This window comes from Nocardia tengchongensis, from assembly GCF_054781395.1.
The window spans coordinates 173,296-193,175 of the sequence record NZ_BAAGUM010000015.1; the positions used below are offsets into that span (position 1 = coordinate 173,296).

General features: G+C 67.7%; 21 protein-coding genes. 17 read left to right on the forward strand and 4 right to left on the reverse strand.

The features are described 5' to 3' along the window. Window positions 1-175 precede the first annotated feature (175 nt). Entirely contained in the window at window positions 176-379 is a 204-nt protein-coding gene (locus ACYVKL_RS27270) for a cold-shock protein (RefSeq protein WP_213555228.1), read from the forward strand. 91 nt (window positions 380-470) lie between these two features. Here ACYVKL_RS27270 and ACYVKL_RS27275 read toward each other — a convergent pair whose 3' ends face one another. Further along, window positions 471-1,235: a lytic transglycosylase domain-containing protein gene (locus ACYVKL_RS27275; protein ID WP_379165994.1), complete on the reverse strand. Its 765-nt coding sequence runs from the start codon at window positions 1,233-1,235 to the stop codon at window positions 471-473. 51 nt (window positions 1,236-1,286) lie between these two features. Here ACYVKL_RS27275 and ACYVKL_RS27280 point away from each other — a divergent pair, with 51 nt between their 5' ends. Both ACYVKL_RS27280 and ACYVKL_RS27285 read left to right on the forward strand, forming a co-directional pair. Further along, a complete protein-coding gene (locus tag ACYVKL_RS27280; RefSeq protein ID WP_379165995.1) occupies window positions 1,287-1,679 on the forward strand; it encodes a hypothetical protein in 393 nt (130 codons plus the stop codon). A gap of 6 nt (window positions 1,680-1,685) precedes the next feature. Then, window positions 1,686-2,129 carry a hypothetical protein gene (locus ACYVKL_RS27285; RefSeq protein ID WP_379165996.1) on the forward strand — a complete coding sequence of 148 codons (444 nt, stop codon included), beginning with the start codon at window positions 1,686-1,688 and terminating at the stop codon, window positions 2,127-2,129. A gap of 280 nt (window positions 2,130-2,409) precedes the next feature. On the opposite strand, the gene ACYVKL_RS27290 is transcribed toward ACYVKL_RS27285, so the two are convergent. Next, window positions 2,410-4,440: a phosphocholine-specific phospholipase C gene (locus tag ACYVKL_RS27290; protein ID WP_379165997.1), complete on the reverse strand. Its 2,031-nt coding sequence runs from the start codon at window positions 4,438-4,440 to the stop codon at window positions 2,410-2,412. A 635-nt stretch (window positions 4,441-5,075) separates the two neighbouring features. On the opposite strand from ACYVKL_RS27290, the gene ACYVKL_RS27295 reads away from it, so the two are divergent. The 4 genes from ACYVKL_RS27295 to ACYVKL_RS27310 all read left to right on the forward strand — a co-directional run bounded on the left by ACYVKL_RS27295 (window position 5,076) and on the right by ACYVKL_RS27310 (window position 10,378). Then, window positions 5,076-7,283: a helix-turn-helix transcriptional regulator gene (locus ACYVKL_RS27295; RefSeq protein WP_379165998.1), complete on the forward strand. Its 2,208-nt coding sequence runs from the start codon at window positions 5,076-5,078 to the stop codon at window positions 7,281-7,283. A 96-nt stretch (window positions 7,284-7,379) separates the two neighbouring features. Beyond that, window positions 7,380-8,063, forward strand: coding sequence for an alpha/beta fold hydrolase (locus ACYVKL_RS27300; protein ID WP_379165999.1), 684 nt, complete (start codon window positions 7,380-7,382; stop codon window positions 8,061-8,063). Window positions 8,064-8,197: 134 nt separating this feature from the next. Beyond that, a complete protein-coding gene (locus tag ACYVKL_RS27305; protein ID WP_379166000.1) occupies window positions 8,198-8,938 on the forward strand; it encodes a COG4705 family protein in 741 nt (246 codons plus the stop codon). Between the two features lie 609 nt (window positions 8,939-9,547). Then, window positions 9,548-10,378, forward strand: a complete 831-nt coding sequence (locus ACYVKL_RS27310) for a SigB/SigF/SigG family RNA polymerase sigma factor (RefSeq protein WP_379166001.1) — start codon at window positions 9,548-9,550, stop codon at window positions 10,376-10,378. Here the strand turns inward: ACYVKL_RS27310 and ACYVKL_RS27315 are convergent. Then, entirely contained in the window at window positions 10,372-10,527 is a 156-nt protein-coding gene (locus ACYVKL_RS27315; protein ID WP_379166002.1) for a DUF6131 family protein, read from the reverse strand. The genes ACYVKL_RS27310 and ACYVKL_RS27315 overlap by 7 nt on opposite strands. A gap of 91 nt (window positions 10,528-10,618) precedes the next feature. Continuing rightward, entirely contained in the window at window positions 10,619-11,434 is an 816-nt protein-coding gene (locus tag ACYVKL_RS27320; RefSeq protein ID WP_379166003.1) for a COG4705 family protein, read from the reverse strand. Between the two features lie 142 nt (window positions 11,435-11,576). Between ACYVKL_RS27320 and hypA the strand changes: the two genes are divergently transcribed. From hypA to ACYVKL_RS27370, 10 genes are all read left to right on the forward strand, one after another. After that, entirely contained in the window at window positions 11,577-11,951 is a 375-nt protein-coding gene (gene hypA, locus ACYVKL_RS27325) for a hydrogenase maturation nickel metallochaperone HypA (RefSeq protein ID WP_357196350.1), read from the forward strand. Next, window positions 11,909-12,727, forward strand: a complete 819-nt coding sequence (hypB, locus tag ACYVKL_RS27330; RefSeq protein WP_379166004.1) for a hydrogenase nickel incorporation protein HypB — start codon at window positions 11,909-11,911, stop codon at window positions 12,725-12,727. The genes hypA and hypB overlap by 43 nt, the downstream gene beginning before the upstream one ends. 124 nt (window positions 12,728-12,851) lie before the next feature. Continuing rightward, entirely contained in the window at window positions 12,852-13,907 is a 1,056-nt protein-coding gene (locus ACYVKL_RS27335; protein ID WP_379166005.1) for an NADH-quinone oxidoreductase subunit B family protein, read from the forward strand. A gap of 13 nt (window positions 13,908-13,920) precedes the next feature. Further along, window positions 13,921-15,717 carry a nickel-dependent hydrogenase large subunit gene (locus ACYVKL_RS27340; protein ID WP_379166006.1) on the forward strand — a complete coding sequence of 599 codons (1,797 nt, stop codon included), beginning with the start codon at window positions 13,921-13,923 and terminating at the stop codon, window positions 15,715-15,717. Window positions 15,718-15,747: 30 nt separating this feature from the next. Next, a complete protein-coding gene (locus tag ACYVKL_RS27345; RefSeq protein WP_379166007.1) occupies window positions 15,748-16,665 on the forward strand; it encodes a NifU family protein in 918 nt (305 codons plus the stop codon). Next, a complete protein-coding gene (locus ACYVKL_RS27350; RefSeq protein WP_379166008.1) occupies window positions 16,662-17,297 on the forward strand; it encodes a DUF5947 family protein in 636 nt (211 codons plus the stop codon). The genes ACYVKL_RS27345 and ACYVKL_RS27350 overlap by 4 nt, the downstream gene beginning before the upstream one ends. After that, window positions 17,294-17,938 (forward strand): DUF6084 family protein, encoded by a 645-nt coding sequence (locus ACYVKL_RS27355; RefSeq protein ID WP_357196366.1) that lies wholly within the window; start codon window positions 17,294-17,296, stop codon window positions 17,936-17,938. The genes ACYVKL_RS27350 and ACYVKL_RS27355 overlap by 4 nt, the downstream gene beginning before the upstream one ends. Further along, window positions 17,938-19,263, forward strand: coding sequence for a hypothetical protein (locus tag ACYVKL_RS27360; RefSeq protein ID WP_379166010.1), 1,326 nt, complete (start codon window positions 17,938-17,940; stop codon window positions 19,261-19,263). Before ACYVKL_RS27355 ends, ACYVKL_RS27360 begins: the two co-directional genes overlap by 1 nt. 15 nt (window positions 19,264-19,278) lie before the next feature. Then, window positions 19,279-19,398, forward strand: coding sequence for a DUF6893 family small protein (locus ACYVKL_RS27365; RefSeq protein ID WP_379166011.1), 120 nt, complete (start codon window positions 19,279-19,281; stop codon window positions 19,396-19,398). 21 nt (window positions 19,399-19,419) lie between these two features. Further along, window positions 19,420-19,878 (forward strand): hydrogenase maturation protease, encoded by a 459-nt coding sequence (locus tag ACYVKL_RS27370; protein WP_379166671.1) that lies wholly within the window; start codon window positions 19,420-19,422, stop codon window positions 19,876-19,878. The last annotated feature ends 2 nt before the right edge of the window (window positions 19,879-19,880 follow it).

Here is a 19,880-nt window from a genome sequence, read left to right on the forward strand (position 1 = left end):
GAAATTGCGCGCCCGACGTCGGCATGGATGCCTGGTCAGGAGTAGTTCACTGGGTGAGCTCAATGTGTGCTCAGGCACCCTTTGCGGAGGTTGGCGCCGGAATGTGGCATGCTTAGCCATGGGCAAGGGCTATTGAAGTGATGGCTCAGCCTTCAACAGGAAGAAACAAAAAGCAATGACGCAAGGCACTGTGAAGTGGTTTAACGGCGAAAAGGGATTCGGCTTCATCGCCCAGGACGGTGGCGGCGCCGATGTGTTCGTCCACTACTCCGCCATTTCGGGCTCCGGCTTCAAGTCCCTCGAAGAGGGCCAGCGCGTAGAGTTCGAAATCGGCCAGGGCCAGAAGGGTCCCCAGGCTCAGGACGTTCGCGCTATCTGATTCGGATAGCCAGGGGCTATCCATTCGATAGCCAAAGAAACCCGCGCTACGGCGCGGGTTTTTTGCATTCCGGACCGGATTGCGGGGCTGGTCAGGCGTCATATCCGGTCGCAGCGGCACGAACCGAATCGACGTAGGCCCCCGAGTGGTTGTAGGACAGGATGGCTTGCCGCCAGTCCCGGGCGGTCGCCAGGTCGCGGCCACCGGCACACAGGTAGCGACCGGCGGCCAGGGCCGCGTCGTCGATATTGTCCGGACTGCCGGACAGGCTCGCGCCGGAGACGGGTTTGCCGGATTCCAGGGCCGAAGAGATGAGCCGGTAGTCCGCGTCGGCGTGGACACCCCAGCGCTGCCAGGTGTCGGGGATGAACTGGAACGGGCCCATGGCGCGGGCGTAGACACCGCCGCCGGAGCGGGCCGTCGGATCGACGATGACCGCATTGCCCGCGGTGCCGTCGAGCGCGACACCGCGGATCACCGGGCGCACCGAGCCGTCGGCGGCGATGACCGCCCCGCCGAAACGCGCGTGATTGCTTTCCACCCGGGCGATTCCGGCCAGGGTGGTCCAGCCCAGGTGGCAGCCGGGTTGCGCCTTGGCCATCACGACCGCGGCGTAACCGTAGGACTGCAAGGCCCGCAACGGAATTCCATACTTGTCCGACCGCATCCGTGCCCAGTCGTGGAGCTGGTCGAGCCGGTGCTCGACCGCTTCGAGCCGGATCGCCGGCATCGGGCCGCCGGCGCCCGGCGGCCCCGGATCGGGAGTCCGATCGAGGCTGCCGCAGCCGGCGAGGGTCACCGCGGCCGCGGCGACCAGCAGAGTCCGCAGGGCGGGCGACGGACGCGAGATGGTCATTGGCACTCCGAATTCACTGGCGCAGAAGTTGTTTCGGATCAGGTTGCTCAGTTGCACGCACGCGCTGTCGACGGATCGGCGATCGGCTTGGCCGCTGTCACCGGTGCGGGATGCGGCGGCGTCGTGGTCGGCGGGTTCGTGTGCGCGGACTGTGACGGCGGCTTGGGTGCGGTCGTGGACGGGGTGCTGCACCGCGGTGTCGTGGTGCGGGGCGTGGTCGACGCAGGACGGCTGGTGGTCGGCGTCGGGCGTGCAGTGGTGGGTGCCGGACGACTGGTGGTCGGCGTCGGCCGGGGAGTGGTCGTCACTCCGGGGGTTGTTGTCGCCGTGGGCGGCGTGGTTGTGACCGCCGTCGTGGTGACCGAAGCCGTCGTGGTGACCGGAGCCGTTGCGGTGACCGGGGGCGCACTTGTCGTGGTGGGCGTTGTAGTTGGCGGGACCTGAGTGGTCGTGACCGGAGTGGTTGTCGCGACCGGCGTTGTCGTCGTGACCGGCGTGGTGGTCGTGACCGGCGTGGTGGTCGCGACCGGCGTGGTCGGAGTGATGGTGACCGTGGTCGCCACGGGATCCGGCGTCGTCGTGGTGACGGTCGTCGTGACGGGCGTGGTGACGTCGGTGGCGGTGGGTGGGCTCAGCGACAGTGTCGCGTTGGCGCTCACGCTGATCGAGAGGCTCGGCTGCGTCGTCGTCCCCGGGTCGGTGGTCGTCGGCGGCGGGGTGTCGGTGGAAACAGGGGTATCCGTCGTGACCGGCGTGGTGGTCTCGGCTGCCGGGGTGGTCGCGCCGTCACCGGGGTCGCCGCCGGCGGGTGTATCGCTGCCCGGTTCGTCGGAGTCTGCGGGGACCGGCACGTCGCCCGGTGTTTCCGAGACCTCGGCCAGCGGGGTGACCTGACTCGAATCCAGTTGTGTGGAGGTGTCTTCGGTGGTCGAGGACGAGGCCTTGATATCGCCCGCCCCGTCCTCGGTGTGCGACTGTGCCGCGGCCACCGCGCCGATGGTGAGCGCCAGCAGTGCGCTGACGGCCAGGGCGCGCGGCAGGTACCGGGCCGGCCGGCGCCGGGTGGCGACGATGAAAGGTTCTGCGCTGGAATCGATCCGGTCGGTCGGGTTGCTGTCGGAGGGGTGCACCAGATGCGGCTTTCGATAGTCCTGGGTGGGTCGGTGATCGGGTTTCAGCCGCTGACGCTGGGCGAGCCGATCTCGATGTGTCCGGTGAAGCGCTGTGACCAGCTCTTATCGGAGCTGACGGTGACGGTGAAGTCGTACCAGCCGTTGTTGTAGGCGATGGCGTTGAAGTAGTCGCTGACGGTTTTGCCCGCTGCCACCGCATACGTCCAGGGGCCGTCGGTGCGGTAGTGGTTGGAGGTGATGGTGAAGGTGACCGAGGCGGTCCCGGAATTGGTCATGGCGAACCAGATCGCCTGCTTGCCGGTATTGGGCGCGTTGGAGTAGGAGCTGGTGACCTGGGCCGTCTTCCCGGCGGTGGTCACGTTGCCCTGGAAGCGGCGCAGGAACCGGTTGGGGCCGACCACGGTCAGGTCGTAGGCGCCGTTGCCGTAGCCGGTGCCGACTTCGTAGAAGTCGCCGGCGGTGCCGCCCGCGGGGACGGTGTACTGCCAGGGGCCGCCGCCGCGGAAAGCGTTGGCGTACACGGCGAAATGCGCCGCACGGGTCGCGGGTGTTCCGGTGTTCGCGAAGTTGATCCAGGCGCGGGCCTCGCCATTGGTCCCGAAGGTGTAGTGGTCGAGGTAGGCGTTGGGCTGATACGGCAGCGCGCGGGCCGGGCGGGTGCCGGATTCCTGGGCGGGCAGTGCGTTCGTGGTGGGGGAGGGTGACTTCTGGGTTGAGCATTTGGCCGGGCCGATCACCGTCGAGGTGTCAGGCAAGGTTGGCAGTCCGGTGACCGGGGCCGCGAAGTTGAACACTCCGGTCAGATCGCCGCACACCGAACGTCGCCAGGCGCTGATGTTCGAGCAGGTGGCCTTCTTGCCGAGGGCGGTGGTCCAGGTTTCCAGGAAGCGCAGCACCGAGGTGTGGTCGAACACTTCCGAACTCACCCAGCCGCCGCGCGTCCACGGCGAGATCACGATCAGCGGCACCCGGAAGCCGAGGCCGACGGGGACGCCGTTGATGAATTCGTCGGCGGTGCCGCCGGGCGCGATGGGCGGCGGCACGTGATCGAAGAGTCCGTCGTTCTCGTCGTAGTTGAGGATCAGGACGGTCGAGTTGAAGACGTTCGGATCGGCGTTGATCGCGTTGATCACGTTGTGTACGAAGTGGGCACCGTCGTTCGGCGGGGCGTCGGGGTGTTCGGAGGAACCCTGATCGGGCACCACCCACGACACCTGCGGCAGGGTGCCCGCGAGTACGTCGGCCTTCATGGCGGCCACGATGTCGTCGGGGGTCTTGCCGGTGGCCTTGGGCACCGAGCCCATCCCGTTCACCGCGAGCGGGCTGCCGGGCGCGGCGCTGGTGAACTGCTGGAAGTAGGCGAGTGCGTTGTCGCCGTAGTTGTCCGCCGCGTTCTGGTAGACCTTCCAACTGATTCCGGCGTTCTGCAGTGCCTCGGCATAGGTCTGCCAGCGCAGCCCCGACTCGTCGCCGCCGTCGCCGGCGGGTCCGCCCGCGGTGCCGGCCGGATCGATCCAGCCGCTCCAGTGGTAGGTGCGGTTGGGGCCGGTGGCGCTGAGCACCGAGCAGAAGTAGGAGTCGCAGATGGTCCAGTTGTCGGCGAGCGCGTAATGGAACGGAATGTCGTTGCGCGTCAGGTAACCCATGGTGCGGACGCTGCCCTTGGCCGACACCCAGGCGTCGAGACGGCCGTTGTTCCACGCGGCGTGCTGATCCGACCAGGCGTGCGGCAGGTCGCCGTCGCATTGTGCCGCGGTCAGGGCCGCCGCCCCGCCCGCCCCGCTCAGGGCCCAAGGGTATTGCCGCCCACCGCCATTGGGCTGATTGAACACGCTGTTGCCGCCGGACAGCAGGATGGTGCCGCGATCCCCGAAGCCCCGCACACCTTTGAGCGTCCCGAAATAGTGGTCGAACGAACGGTTTTCCTGCATCAGGATCACCACATGCTTGACATCGGCGATCGTCCCGGAGGCGGCGCCCGCGACCGCGGGCGGCAACCCGCCGGTGGCGACCACGCCGGCGGCCGCCGCGGCCGAGGCGCCGAGAAAACGGCGGCGATTCAAGGGTGACAAGACGAGTGCTCCTGTTCGGGTCGAGAACGCCAGAACGTTCGCACCGCCGCGTGGCCGTCTGTCCGCCTCTCCTTGGCCGCGAGGTGAAGCTTGTACTGCTACAGATGAATGACCAGTGAACCGCGCGCGAGTCGGCCACGGGTCTGGCCAACCACCACGGCAACGGCGGACGATGAATACATACCGATTGGTTCGTGGGCGTCTGCTTCCAGCGCCCCACTTTTGACGGCACCCTGGAGGTGTAGGCACAGCTCGGCATGAAGGAAATGTTCGAAATGACTGCCAGAATCGCGAGTTCGCTCGCCGCAACCGCAATCCTGCTAGCCCTCGGGGTCGGCGCAGCCGCCTCCGCGTCCGCTGTCGCTGGCGACGCTCAGCCCGTGGATGGATCGATCGGCCTCTGCTTCACCATCCCGGTGGGGTCGGCCGATCTGGTGTGGTGCTTGTGATTCAGCGCGATCGAGCGGGCCGCTGAGGTCGGCGACCGGCTCCGGCGAGGACTGACAACCCGATCCCGCGGCAGTGCTGCGGCAGGTCGGCGGGGAGGTCAATGTCGTTTGCGGACTGAGCGATTGACCTAGGGTGCGTAGATCGGCTCACGGCGAGACGGTACGGAGCAGGAAGGGCGGCATCCGGTGCTGGTCGGTCGTGGGGTCGAGATCGAGTTGCTGACCGCCTTCGTCACGGACGGGTCCGACGGGGACAACGTGCTGGTGCTGACCGGTGAGCCGGGGGTCGGCAAAACCGCCTTGTTGAATGCCGCAGTCGAGGTCGCGTGTTGGCACGGGGTGCGGGTGGTGCGGGCCGAGGCGCTCGAGTACGAGGCCGAATTGCACCATGTGGCCTTGAATCAACTGCTGCAGCCCGCCATCGAGTCGATCGACAGCCTCGACGAACCGCACCGGAGCGCGCTGCGGGTGGTGATGGGTTCGGCGGCGGGCACGCTCCCGTCACAGCTGGTGGCCGGTGCCGCGACGCTGGCATTGCTGCGCGCGTGGGTGCGGACCGCCGGGGCGCCGGTGCTGCTGGTCGTCGACGATGTGCAGTGGCTGGATCTCTCCAGCAGTATGGCGTTGATCTACGCGCTGCGGCGGTTGACGGGGACGGATATCCGGCTGCTCGCGGCCGTCCGCGTCGACGCCGGTGACGCGTTCACCCGCAGCGGTTTTCGTATCCTCGAGGTCGCGCCGCTGGATGATCACAGCGCCGAGGAGTTGTTGCGGTCGGCGTTTCCCGCGTTGCCGACGCCGGTGCGCGGACGGTTGCGCACGGACGCGCGAGGGAATCCGCTGGCGTTGCTGGAGCTGCCGGCCGCACTGGAAATGCGCAGCGGCTCGGCTCATGTCGGTGAGCTGCTGCCGCTCACACGTCGGTTGCAGCAGATGTTCGCCGGTCGGCTCGAGCACCTGCCGGACCGCACGCGGCAACGGCTGTTGTTGATCGTGCTCGCCGGCACCGAGGACCGCCGCACGCAGGGGCGAGTCCCTGCGGCATTGCAGGGGCACAGTGACCTGGAACCTGCCGAGCTCAGTCCCGACGAGAGCGACCGGGTGCGCCGCACCGCGCGAGCTGCCTACCTGGGTTCGCTGCTCACCGGTGAAGTCGCCGACACCGGTCGATTGCTGCGCGCCGCAACAGGATCCGGCACCGGCTGCTCCCTCGAGGTGGCGTTGGCCGCGTCCTTCCAGCTGCTGCACACCGAGGGTGATGTGGCGACCGCGAGCCGACTGCTGCTGGCGGCGTTGCGCCATACCGACGGGTCGCACCACGATGACCCGGACACCGTGATCGTGCGGACCGCGACGGCGGGTGCGTATCTGGATCGGATCGGCGGTGTACGCGAACCGCTGCAGCGGGTGATCGACGACGGCGGCGCGGTCGCCCGCTCCATCGACGCATTGTTCCTGCTCGGCAACGACGACCTGTTCCGCGGGAACTGGGATCACCTGATCGACGTCACGACCGAAGGCTTGCGCTTGTGCGCCGACCTCGGCTATTCGGTCACGGCGGGGGCGGGGAGGTTTCTGCGCGGGCTGGTCGCGGCGGCGCGCGGCGAGGACGAGCTGGTCGAGCAACTCAGCGAGCAGCTGCTGATGTGGGCCGCCCCGCGCAATCTGGTGACCCTCGCCCACTACGCGTCGCACATTCGATGCGTGCGCGCCTTGGGGAACTCGGATTTCGCCGACGCCTACCGGCACGCCGTCGCGATCAACCCGCCCGGCGTATTCCTGCCGCACAATCCGCACGCGGTGTGGCTGGTGCTCGAACTGACCGAGGCCGCGGCCCGCAGCGGACGCGTGCAGGATGCACAAGCCCATGCGCGCGCCGCGAAAGCCGCTGGGCTGGAAGAACTGTCGCCCCGGCTGGCGATGGTCACCATCGCCGCGCTCGCGCTCGCGCACCCCGAAGACGGCGCGGCGCTGTTCGAGCAGGCACTGGCCGTGCCCGGTGCGCAGCGCTGGGTCTTCGATCGAGCGCGGATCGAACTGCTCTACGGCGAACACCTGCGCCGCGTGCGCGCCACCACGGCCGCACGGCTGCATCTATCCACTGTCGCAACGACTTTCACCGAGTTGCGGGCCACACCGTGGATCCGACGCACGCAAGCCGAACTGCGCGCGGCGGGCGAGACCGTGTCACCCGAGGGATCGGACGCACTGACCGCCCGCGAACGATCCGTCGCCGAACTCGCCGCGGCGGGCATGACCAACAAGCAGATCGGGGAGCAGCTGTTCCTGTCGGCGCGCACCGTCTCCACACATCTGCACCATGTCTTCCACAAGCTCGGGATCACCCGTCGCGGTGCGCTGCGCGACGCGTTGGATCGCAGGGCGGCTCGGTGACTTCGTATGGGCGACTACGTCATTTGACGGATTAAGAGCCCCCGCGGGTGACCTAGCTTCGAACGTGTCCGACATCCTTCACACCGAGGAAACGACATGCCTTCAACTGACAAGACCATCGTCCTGGTGCACGGCGGCTTCGTGGACGGCTCGGGCTGGCGCGGCGTCTATGACGAGCTGACCCGCGACGGCTACGGGGTCCGGGTCGTCCAGAACGCCACGGTGTCACTGGCCGGCGACGTCGCCGCCACCACCTCCGTGCTCGACGACATCGACGGACCCGTCGTCCTGGTCGGGCATTCCTACGGTGGGGCCGTCATCACCGAAGCGGGCCTGCACGACTCGGTCACGGCGCTGGTCTACATCACCGCCTTCGCCCCCGACAAGGGCGAATCGGTGAACAGCCTGATCGCCACCTTCCCCCAGGACGGCCCGCAACCGCCGATCCTCCCGCCCCGCGAGGGCTACCTGTTCCTCGACCGCGCAAAGTTCCACGAATCCTTCGCCGGCGACCTGCCCGCCGCCGACGCCGCCTTCCTCGCCGACTCGCAGGTCCCCTGGGGACTGGAAGCCCTGGGCGGCACCATCAGTGAGGCCGCCTGGCGCATGAAGCCGAGCTGGTACCTGCACGTCACCGAGGACAAGATGATCCCTCCGGCCGCCCAGACCGCCATGGCCGAGCGCCTCGGCGCCACCGTCCGCGAAACACCGGGCAGCCACGCCATCTACGTCTCCCGCCCGGCTGCCGTCGCCGACATCATCCGCGCCGCAGCGCAATAGCCGCGGACCCGCTGCCGGGCCGGGTTGTCTGCGGGCCGCCGCCCGGCCCGGCTCACAGCGGTTTCTCAGCGGCCGGTCGGCAGGCTGTCGGCGTGATAAACCGTGCGACAGTGGATGTTTCGCCCACTCGATCGATGCTGAGCAAAGTTCCCGAGGTCAGTGCGCTGTTCTGGCTGATCAAGATCCTCTCGACCGGGATGGGGGAGACCTTCTCCGACTTCCTGGTCAACAGCCTGCCGCCGGAGCTCGCGGTCGGCGGTGGCCTGTTGCTGCTGATCGGCAGCTTGTGGTTGCAGTTCCGCGCACCCCGGTACTGGGTGTGGACCTACTGGACCGCGGTGGTGATGGTGAGCATCGTGGGCACGATGGTCGCCGACATCGTGGATTTCGTGCTGGGTATTCCGTTGCCCGCGTCCACATTCGCCTTCGCGGTGGTGCTCGCGGGAATCCTGGCCCTGTGGTTCCGTAGCGAGCGGACGCTGTCGATCCACAGCATCACGACCCGCCGCCGGGAGGGCTTCTACTGGGCGACGGTGATGACCACCTTCGCGCTGGGCACCGTCGCCGGTGACCTGACGGCGGCCACCCTGCACCTGGGCTATCTGCCTTCGGCGGTGCTGTTCGCGGTGGCGATCGCCGTTCCGGCCGCCGCCCACCGATGGTTCGGTATGGGCGCGGTAGCCGCGTTCTGGTCGGCCTATGTGGTGACCCGCCCGCTGGGCGCATCGATCACCGACTGGCTGGCGTCCTCGCGCGCGGACGGGCTCGGGTTGGGCACCGGCTGGGTGACACTGGCTGTCACGCTCCCGATGCTCGCGGGAATCGCGGTCCTGGCCCGGTCGAAGCATGTACTGCTACAGACGAACGACCAGTGAACCCTGTGCGCGTCGGCCGGCAGATTGGATCGACGATCATCGGGTAGTACCCGAACATGATGATGTCGAGCAAACACGGTTCACACCGGCGTAGACCGGTAGCCGCCGAAATCGCCGCGGTGTGGCCGGACCCGAGTCCGCTGAGCGAATGGTGGGATCACGTGATGCTCGCGGGGCGTTCGAGGTCGGCCGGCGATGGCGAAACCGCAGCTGGTTCAGGTGAATTCGAACCCGATGCCTGACCGGCGCCGGGCAGCCGACTGCATCGGACCGATCGCCTCGAACACCGAAGTTTCGTAGCCGACTTCACGCGCCACCCGGTCCATGGGCGTTGACTCGGTGGGCGGGGATGTTTGAAATCGGACAGAACGGGTACACCCATGTCATCGGTCGGAACTCGCTGCCCGAAGGTGCGAGTCCGAGAGCGAGCCGCGCCGGCTCGGCCCCACGGCTGGGCGGACGACGAATTCGTCTGGCGCCTCGAGATCGCGCGTCGGTAGGACGGCGATGGCCGATAACAGTCGCGTCTTGTCAAACAAGCGGCAGGATCACGATTCGACCACTCGGGCCGTCTTGCGCCCGAGTCGAATTCACGATCGAGGTTTCCCGATGATCGAGACGACAGCTCGAAATGAGCGGCCGAAATCCAGAACCACGACAGCGGACAGCTACGACAATATCGAGCCCTGGTTCGACAGACTCGCCGAACTGGACACCGGTGATGCGCACCGGCTCGTGATGCGGAACAAGGTTCTGCAGTTGTGCATGCCGCTGGCCGACCATATCGCCCGCCGATTCGCCGGCCGCGGTGAAGAGTTCGACGACCTGCAGCAAGTCGCCCGGCTCGGCTTGATTCAGGCCGTGGACCGGTTCGATGTGCACCGGGGCAGCTCGTTCCTGGCGTTCGCCGTGCCGACCATCATGGGTGAGGTACGCCGCCATTTCCGTGACCGGGCCTGGTCGGTGCGAGTTCCCCGGGGCCTCAAGGAAATTCACGGACGTCTCACCGCTGCCACCGAAGCGTTGTCGCAGCGGTTCGGGCGGGTGCCGACGGCTCGGGAGCTCGCCGCCGAACTCGACGTCGACCTCGACTCGTTGACCCAGGCGCTGGTGGCGCGCAACTCCTATCGAGCCGAGTCGCTGGATCGGCTCACCCGGGTGGATGGGCAGCACACGCCGCTCGCGGTGCTCGACGGGCTCGGCGCCGACGAACCCTGCTACGCGCTCACCGAAGACGCGATGGTGGTGCGTCCGCTGCTCGCGGCGCTGCCCGAGCGGGAACGCCACGTGCTGACCCTGCGGTTCTTCGGCTACCAGACACAGGCTCAAATCGCGGAGCGCTTGGGCGTTTCGCAGATGCAGATATCTCGAATCCTGAGCGGCACCCTGAACAAACTCCGGGCGCAGGCCCTGGGTGAATGCTTCGACCCGGGTCAGTAGTAGTGATTGCGGCCGGCGACGGGTCGGCCTACCCGCCCCAGCACCATCAGGACCGCGCCGACGATGAGCGCGATGACGCCGAGGGTGGTCAGGATGGGTATGCCGAGCAGGAATCCGGCGATGAGCAGGACGAGCCCGAGAATAATCATTTCGATTCCTTCGTGTGGATGTGTACGACACACCCGCTCTTCCCTGTTTGCCCGTGTTGAAACAACCTCATGGTGATTCCGTAGGCCCCGTCTAGACGTTGTCGAGAACCGCCGAGCGCCGACTCGACGGGATCGTCTGCCGGGTCCTGTTGTGGCTGTAGATGATTCCGGCGACGAGGATGGCGAGCAGCGCTGCGGTCGTGCCGTAGGTGCCGAATCCGAGCCCGCCCTTCTCGTGCGATTTGGACAGCAGATCGCCGACCGTGGCGCCTAGCGGGCGGGTGAGGATGAAGGCGAGCCAGAACAGCAGGACCCCGGAGATCGGGGTGAGGTAGTGGGCGGCCAGCAGCGCGATCATCACCGCGGCGATGAGGATCGCGCCGCCGGTGTAGCCGAGCCCCGAGCTGTCGGAGAGGTAGTCGCCGAGTGAGGTGCCCAGCGTGTTGGACAGCAGAATCGCTGTCCAGTACAGGATTTCGGCGCGGAAGCCGGTGATGCCGGCGACGTCGTAGGTCTGCCCGGTGAGCTTCCAGATCGCGAAAACGATCGCCAGGCCCGTGATCAGGATGGCGGCGCCGGCGCCGTAGCCGAGACCGCCGTCGGTGGAGGTGTCCGATCCTGGGCCGCGGTTGAGCAGATCGGAGATCGTCGTACCGGCGGTGGAGGTCGCCGCGATGACCGTCCAGTACAGGGCGGGATGGAAGCGCCGCGCCCGCAGTTGAGCCAGCAGGCTCACCGCGAAGATGGCGAGAAACAGTATCGACGCCGCGGCGTACCCGAGGTGCAGGGTCTGTGCCAGCAGGTCGCCACCGGTTTCGCCCAGTGTCGTCGCGGCGATCTTGAGTATCCAGAACAATGCGGTGATCTGAGGAAGCTTGTAGTCGCTGCGCGCCGGCGCGGTGGCCATGCCCGATCCCTTCTCAACGGCTGGAGTGGAAGCTCTGCGGAGTCTTGCATCCGATCGCTGAGAGCTCGCTGAGACTCGGGCCTCAGCGAATGATCGTGGCGGGGCGTAGGTTGAGGGGGTCCTTTCGACGAGGCGAGTGCGTATGCACGAGATGGCGATCACCCAGAGTGTCATCGATGCGATCGGCGAACACGCGGCCGGTCGCAAGGTGCACGGCGTCACCCTCGAGGTCGGTGCGCTGTGTGCGATCGTGCCCGATGCCATGCGTTTCTGCTTCGAGGTGGCCGCCGAGGGGACGGTGGCGGAGGGCGCGTTCCTCGACATTCGAATCATCTCCGGCACGGCCCGGTGCCGGACCTGTGGCAGCGACTTCACCCTGCCCGACCCGGTGTTGCTGTGCCCTTGCGGCAGTGCGGATGTCGAGGTGACCGCCGGCCGGGAGTTGCGAATACGATCGATGGAGGTGAGCGACCCATGTGTGCTACCTGCGGATGCGGCGGCGAGACGGCCGGACTGATCACCATTCCGCATACCCATGGCCCCGGCGAGGATCACGATCACGCCCATCACGACCATGGGCCCCACGGTCACGACCACGCGGACCACGAACACGGCGTGGACCACATCCACCTGCCGGTCACCGAGACGCTGTCGCTCGAGCAGAAGGTGCTGGCCAAGAACGACAGCTTGGCGCAGGAGAACCGGGAATGGCTGCGCGAGCGCGGCATCCTCGCCTTCAATATGACCAGCTCGCCCGGCGCCGGCAAGACCACGCTGCTGGTGCGCACCATCGGTGAACTCGATGCGGGCCCGATCGCGGTGATCGAGGGGGATCAGGAGACCCTGCTCGACGCCGAGCGGATCATGGCCACCGGATGCAAGGTCGCGCAGATCAATACCGGTGCGGGCTGCCACCTGGACGCGTCGATGACCAGGCGGGCCCTCGACCTGCTCGCGCCGGAGCCCGGAAGCCTGTTGTTCATCGAGAACGTCGGGAACCTGGTGTGCCCGGCGCTGTTCGACCTGGGCGAGAGCGGCAAGGTGGTGGTGATCTCGGTGACCGAGGGCACCGACAAACCGCTGAAGTATCCGCACATGTTCTCGGTGGCGACCCTGGTGCTGATCAACAAGATCGACCTGTTGCCCTACGTCGATTTCGACCCGGATCGCTTCGCAGAACTCGCACGATCGGTGAATCCCGGAGTCCGGATCCTGGAGATCTCGGCGTCGACCGGGGCGGGTCTGCCGCAGTGGTACGAGTGGCTGTCCGCGCAGCGCGTGCCGGTGCCGTGAACTCTTGAGGCGTCCTCTGGCCGCGCATAGACTGACGTGATCAGGCTCACATCCTGGTCGGTCGTTTTCGAGATAACGGCAACGTCCGAACGCTGGCACTTCGCTTCGAAGGGTGGCACCTTTCATGCCGACTAAAGAAGCAGTCGATGCGGAGCAGACGCTGATCCACGTTCTCTGGATCAACGCGGGACTCAGTTGCGATGGCGATTCGGTGGCCCTGACTGCCGCCACCCAGCCCAGTATCGAGGAGATAGCGCTCGGCTCCCTGCCTGGTCTGCCCAAGATCGCCGTACATTGGCCACTCATCGATTACGAATGTGGCCCGACCGGGGGAGCCGACGACTTCCTCGAATGGTTCTTCAAAGCCGATCGGGGCGAGCTCGAGCCCTTCGTCCTGGTCGTCGAGGGGTCGATCCCGAACGAGGCTTTGCACGCCGAGGGCTATTGGTGCGGGTTCGGCAACAATCCCGAGACCAACCAGCCCATGACCACCAGCGAATGGCTCGATCGGCTGGCGCCGAAGGCGACCGCGGTGGTCGCGGTCGGCACGTGTGCGACCTACGGCGGCATTCACGCCATGGCCGGCAATCCGACCGGCGCCATGGGCGTCCCCGACTACCTGGGCTGGGAGTGGAAGAGCAAGGCCGGCATCCCCATCGTGTGCGTGCCGGGTTGCCCGATCCAGCCCGACAATCTCTCCGAGACCCTGACCTACCTGCTCTACATGGCCACCGGCCAGGCCCCGATGATCCCGCTCGACGAGGTGCTGCGCCCCAAATGGCTGTTCGGCGCGACGGTGCACGAGGGGTGCGACCGCGCGGGCTACTACGAGCAAGGTGATTTCGCCACCGAATACGGTTCGCCGAAATGCATCGTGAAATTGGGTTGCTGGGGCCCGGTCGTGAAATGCAATGTGCCCAAACGCGGTTGGATCAACGGCGTGGGCGGCTGCCCGAATGTGGGCGGTATCTGCATTGGTTGCACCATGCCCGGATTCCCGGACAAGTTCATGCCCTTCATGGACCCGCCGCCGGGCGGCAAGTTCTCCTCCACCGCGTCGGGTTTGTACGGCTCGGTGATTCGCAGTCTGCGGCACATCACCGGCCGCACCGTGGACAAGGAGCCGAGCTGGCGGCACAAGGGCGACAAGCTGGATTCCGGCGCGGTCCGGACCTGGTAGGGAAGGCAATCCGATGACCGAGATCATTCCCGAGCCCTCGCACCGCCGGATCGAACCGGATTCCCTCGTCGAGATGGCCTGGGATCCGATCACCCGCATCGTCGGCAGTCTGGGCATCTACACCAAGATCGATTTCGCGAATCAGGAGGTGGTGGAGTGCCACAGCACCTCCTCGATCTTCCGCGGCTACTCGATCTTCCTGCGCGGCAAGGATCCTCGTGACGCGCACTTCATCACCAGCCGTATCTGCGGCATCTGCGGCGACAACCACGCGACCTGTTCGTGCTACTGCCAGAACATGGCCTACGGGGTGAAGCCGCCGCATCTGGGCGAGTGGATCGTCAATCTGGGCGAGGCCGCCGAGTACATGTTCGATCACAACATCTTCCAGGAGAACCTGGTCGGCGTGGACTTCTGCGAGAAGATGGTGTCCGAGACCAACCCGGGCGTGCTCGCGTTGGCCGAGAAGACCGAGGCGCCGCACGCCCAGGCGCACGGCTACCGCACCGTCGCCGACATCATGCGCGCGCTCAACCCCTTCACCGGCGACTTCTATCGCGAGGCGCTGCAGGTCAGCCGCTACACGCGAGAGATGTTCTGCCTCATGGAGGGCCGGCACGTGCACCCGTCGACGCTGTATCCCGGCGGGGTCGGCACGGTCGCCACCATCCAGCTGATGACCGACTACATGACCCGGCTCATGCGCTACGTCGAGTTCATGAAGAAGGTCGTGCCAATGCACGACGACCTGTTCGACTTCTTCTACGCGGCGCTGCCCGGCTACAACCGGGTCGGCCTGCGGCGCACGCTGCTGGGCTGCTGGGGCTCGTTCCAGGATCCGGAGGTGTGCAACTTCGCCTACAAGGACATGGAGAACTGGGGCAACGCGATGTTCGTGACCCCCGGCGTCGTGGTGGACGGCAAGCTGGTCACCCACTCGCTGGTGGACATCAATCTCGGTCTCCGAATCCTTTTGGGCAGTTCGTATTACGAGGACTGGACCGACCAGGAGATGTTCGTCTCGACCGATCCGCTGGGCAATCCGGTGGACCGCCGCCATCCCTGGAATCAGCACACCAATCCCAGCCCGCAGAAGCGCGACCTGGAGGACAAGTACAGCTGGGTGATGTCGCCACGCTGGTTCGACGGCAAGGATCATCTCGCGCTCGACACCGGCGGCGGCCCGCTGGCCCGACTGTGGTCCACCGCCCTGGCGGGGCTGGTCGACATCGGCTACGTGAAGTCCACCGGCCACAGCGTGCAGATCAATCTGCCCAAGACCGCGTTGCAGGGACCGGTCGAATTCGAGTGGACGATACCGGCTTTCGGCAGCAACACCATCGAGCGCAATCGCGCCCGCACCTACTTCCAGGCCTACGCCGCGGCGTGCGCGCTGCACTTCGCGGAGAAGGCGCTCGAGGAGATCCGGGCCGGCCGGACCAAGACCTGGGAGTCGTTCGAGGTGCCCGACGAGAGCATCGGCTGCGGTTTCACCGAGGCCGTGCGCGGCGTGCTGTCGCACCACATGGTGATCCGGGACGGCAAGATCGCCAACTACCATCCGTATCCGCCGACACCCTGGAACGCCAGCCCGCGCGACAGTTTCGGAACCCCGGGACCGTACGAGGACGCCGTACAGGGACAGCCGATCTTCGAGGAGAACGATCGGGAGCACTTCAAGGGCATCGACATCATGCGCACCGTCCGCAGTTTCGATCCCTGCTTGCCCTGCGGTGTGCACATGTATCTGGGTGGCGGCAAGTCCTTGGACCTGCTCCACTCACCCACCCAGGCGCTGACCGCTGAATAGCGGTCGCGCCGATACCGGGAGGCGAGCGCGGTGAACGACCGACCCGAGAACCACCGCGCTCCGACCGCCGACACCGATCGCGGGCGCGAGGCCGGCGAGCGGATCGACACGCTGCTGAGTGCCCTCTCCGCCGCCGGGCCGGTGGCGCGTGAGCGCGCGGAGGCGCTGGTCGGCGAGATCGTCGGGCTCTACGGCGCCGGGCTCGAACGGGTCGTCGGGCTGCTCGAGCCCGAGGCCGTCGAGCGGCTGGCGGCCGACGACCTGATCGCCAGCCTGCTGCTGGTCCACGGACTGCACCCGCACGACACGCTCACCCGGGTGCGCACGGCGCTGGACGGGGTCCGCCCGTACCTGGGCTCGCACGGCGGTGACGTGGCGGTGGTGGAGGTGGCCGGCGGCGTGCTGCGACTGGCGTTCTCCGGCAGCTGCCGCAGTTGCCCGTCCTCCTCGGTGACCCTGGAGCTGGCCGTGGAGGATGCGGTGCGCGCCGCCGCGCCGGAGATCGAGACCATCGAAGTGGTGGCGGCCGAACCGGATTCGAATGCCGGGGTGATCCCGGCGGAGTCGCTGCTGGCCCGCATCCACAGCAACGGCGAGCACGGCGGGCACTGGATCGGGGCGCCCGAACTGGCGCAGCTGGGCGCCGGTGAGGTGGGTGGTTTCGCGGTGGCGGGTGCGGCCGTGCTGGCCTGCAGGGTCGGCGACGACTTGTTCGTCTACCGCGATCACTGTGCGTCGTGCGGGAATTCGATGGCGGGAGCGGCGCTGCATCGCCGGGCCGGATTCGGGACGGGCGCGGCCGTGCTGCGCTGTCCGGTCTGCCGGGCGCACTTCGACGTCGTGCACGCGGGCGCCCGCCTGGACGGCGACGGGCATCTGGAACCGCTGCCGGTCCTGATCCGCTCGGGTACGCCACAGGTGGCGATGCCGATGGAGGCGGCCGGATGAATCCCGCTTTCGGCGTGCTGCGCAGGCTCGCGACGTCCCCGCCCGCCCCGGCGCCGGCGGGGGAGCGGTGTGAGATGTGCGGCGAGGGCATCGCCGACACGCACAGCCATGTCGTGAATATCGAAGGCAGGCAACTCATGTGCGTCTGCCGGGCCTGCTATCTGCTGTTCACCGACCGCACCGCGAACCTGCGCTATCGGGCGGTCCCGGATCGCTGCCTGGCCTTTCCAGGGGTGGGCATCGGCCCGGGGGAGTGGGATGCCCTGCAGATTCCGGTCGGCCTGGCCTTCTTTTTCCGCAACTCCGCGCTCGGGCGCACGGTGGCGTTCTATCCCGGTCCGGCCGGCGCCACCGAATCCGAACTGCCGCTGGACCAGTGGAACGCGATCCTGGATCGCCATCCCGAGCTCGCCCAGGCCGACGACGATGTCGAGGCGGTGCTGATCCACCTGCCCGAGCACGGTGGCTCCCCGACCTGTCTGTTGTTGCCGATCGACGCCTGCTACGAATTCGTGGGGCGGATGCGGTTGCTGTGGCGCGGATTCGACGGCGGGCAGGAGGCCCGCCGCTACATCGAGGACTTCCTGGCCGCCATGACCGCCCGGGCCCGGGTCGCGGGAGGCGCGTCGTGAGCCCGGCGTATTCGATCACCTTCGCGGTGCTGGGCATCCGGCCCGAACCGTATGCCGTGACGCCGACACTGTCGGCGCGGATCGGCATCGCCGCGCTGTCCGAGGAGCCGGTGCACGCCATCGCCCTGCGCGCCCAGGTGCGCATCGACCCGAACCGACGCTCCTACACCGACGAGGAGGGCGCGGGCCTGACCGATCTGTTCGGTCCCCGGGAACGCTGGGCCGACACCCAGCGCTCGTTCCTGTGGATGCATTGCGCGACCATGGTTCCCGGCTTCACCAGCGGCGGCACCGAGGTGGATCTGCCGATGCTGTGCACCTACGACCTCGAGGTCGCGGGTTCGAAGTATCTGCACGCGCTGCGCGACGGCACCGTACCGCTGTCGTTCCTGTTCAGCGGCACCGTGTTCATCCGGGGCGCCACCGGTTTCGCGGTGCAGCAGGTGCCGTGGGACCGCGACGACCGGTTCAACATGCCGGTGTCGGTGTGGCGGGATCTGATGGCCGCCCACTTCCCGGACTCGGGCTGGGTGCGATTGTCGCGCGAGACGCTCGATGCGCTGTCCGCCTTCAAATCCGGTCGCGGCCTGCTCGGCTACGACCAGGCGGTGCGCGACCTGCTCGCGGCGGGAGGCGCGTGATGAGCGCCGATATCGCCGCCCGGGCGGCGGCGCGCGCGGTGGCCGATGCGGTGCTCTACGAGGGATACCTGCTGTACCCCTACCGGGCGAGCGCCCGGAAGAACGTGTGCCGCTGGCAGTTCGGTGTGCTCGGACCCGAGCGGGCGGCCGCCGACGGGCTGGGCGAGGACTCCGAGCTCGCGACCCAGTTCCCGGTCACGGCCGGTGAGTCGGCGCGGATCAGCGTCGCGGTGCGGTTCCTGCACCGGCAGCGGCGCACGGTCCGGAGCCCGGACGGCACGCCCGTCGCGGAGTTGCATACCGCCGGGCGGTCCTGGCTGAGCTGGGACGAGGCCGTCGAACAGGAGCACGACATCGGCCCGATCCCGCTGGCGCACAGCGTGTTTCCGTTCACGATCCCCGGCGCCGAGGAGAGCGAGGCGATCAGCGACGACGCCGGCGGTGTGGTCGGTTCGCTGCTCCGCACCCGGGAACCGTTGCGCGGCGAACTCGAACTGTCGGTCGACGTTATCGACGGCTACCGGCGGGTGAGCATCGTCGTGCGCAACACCGGCGCGGCCGCCACCGACCCCGATGACGCGCTGGCCCGCTCGCTACTGGGCGCGCACTTGATCCTCGAGCTCGACGGCGGACGGTTCCATTCGCTCACCGATCCGCCGCCCGACGCTGCCGCGGTTGTCGAAAGCTGTTGCCAGCACCGCTGTTTCCCGGTGCTGGCGGGACCGCCCGGGCAGCAGGAGTTGCTGCTGGTCTCCCCGATCATCCTCTACGACCATCCCGAGATCGCCCCGCAGAGCCAGGGCCCGCTGTTCGACTCCACCGAGATCGACGAGATCCTCGCGTTGCGGGTGCTGACCATGACCGACGACGAGAAGCGCGAGGCGCGCGCCACCGACCCGCTCGCCGCCGAGATCATCGATCGCTGCGAGCGCCTCGACGCCGAGCGGCAGGAAGCCCTGCACGGAGTGCTGCGGGAGGACCCGTCCCCGCGGGTGCTGCCCGCCCTCGAGGACGGCGTCGACTGGTGGGATCCGCTGGCCGACAGCGCCGTCGCGCCCGACACCGACGCGGTGGCGGTGGCCGGGGTGCTGGTGCGCAAGGGCAGCCGGGTGCGGTTGCATCCCGGGCGCCGCGCCGACGCGCAGGACCTGTTCTATGCCGGGCGCACCGCCAGGGTGGTCACCGTGCACGAGGACGTGGACGGTGGCGTGCACGTCGGCGTGGTCGCCGAGGACGACCCCGCGGCCGAACTGCACGAATGGTATGGGCGCTACCTGTATTTCGCCCCCGACGAGATCGAGCCGCTGGACGGCTCGCCCGAATGAAAGGAAGGGCCCGAGATGGCAACGGTAGGAATGGTCGCGACGGCGATCGTCGCGGTGGTCGCGCTGGGCGCGGTCGCGGTGGGCGTGCTGTCCATCCCCGATATCCGCAGATACTTCCGGATCCGGCATATGTGAGCGGGTGATCACACGCCACGTCTGCTGGTCGCCGGGATCGGCAATATCTTCCTCGGCGACGACGGGTTCGGACCCGAAGTGATCCGGCGGCTGCCGCCGGATCGGGACCCGGCCGTGCGTGTCACCGACTACGGCATCCGAGGCCTGCACCTGGCCTACGACCTGCTCGACGGATGGGATGCGCTGGTGCTGGTGGATGCCATCCCCGACCGCGGCGAACCGGGCCGGGTGGAGGTCTTCCGCGCCGAGTCCGGCAGCGGCGCTGCCGCGTTCGACGGTCACGCCATGCACCCCGAGGCCGTGTTCGAGACCGTGCGCGCACTCGGCGGCACGGTGCCGCCGACGGTCGTGGTGGGCTGTCAGGTGGGCTCGGTCGACGAGCGCATGGGACTGACCGACCCGGTCGCCGCCGCCGTGCCCGACGCGGTCGCCGCGGTCGGCGACGTACTGGCCGAACTACTCGCCCGGCAGGAGGTGTGAGA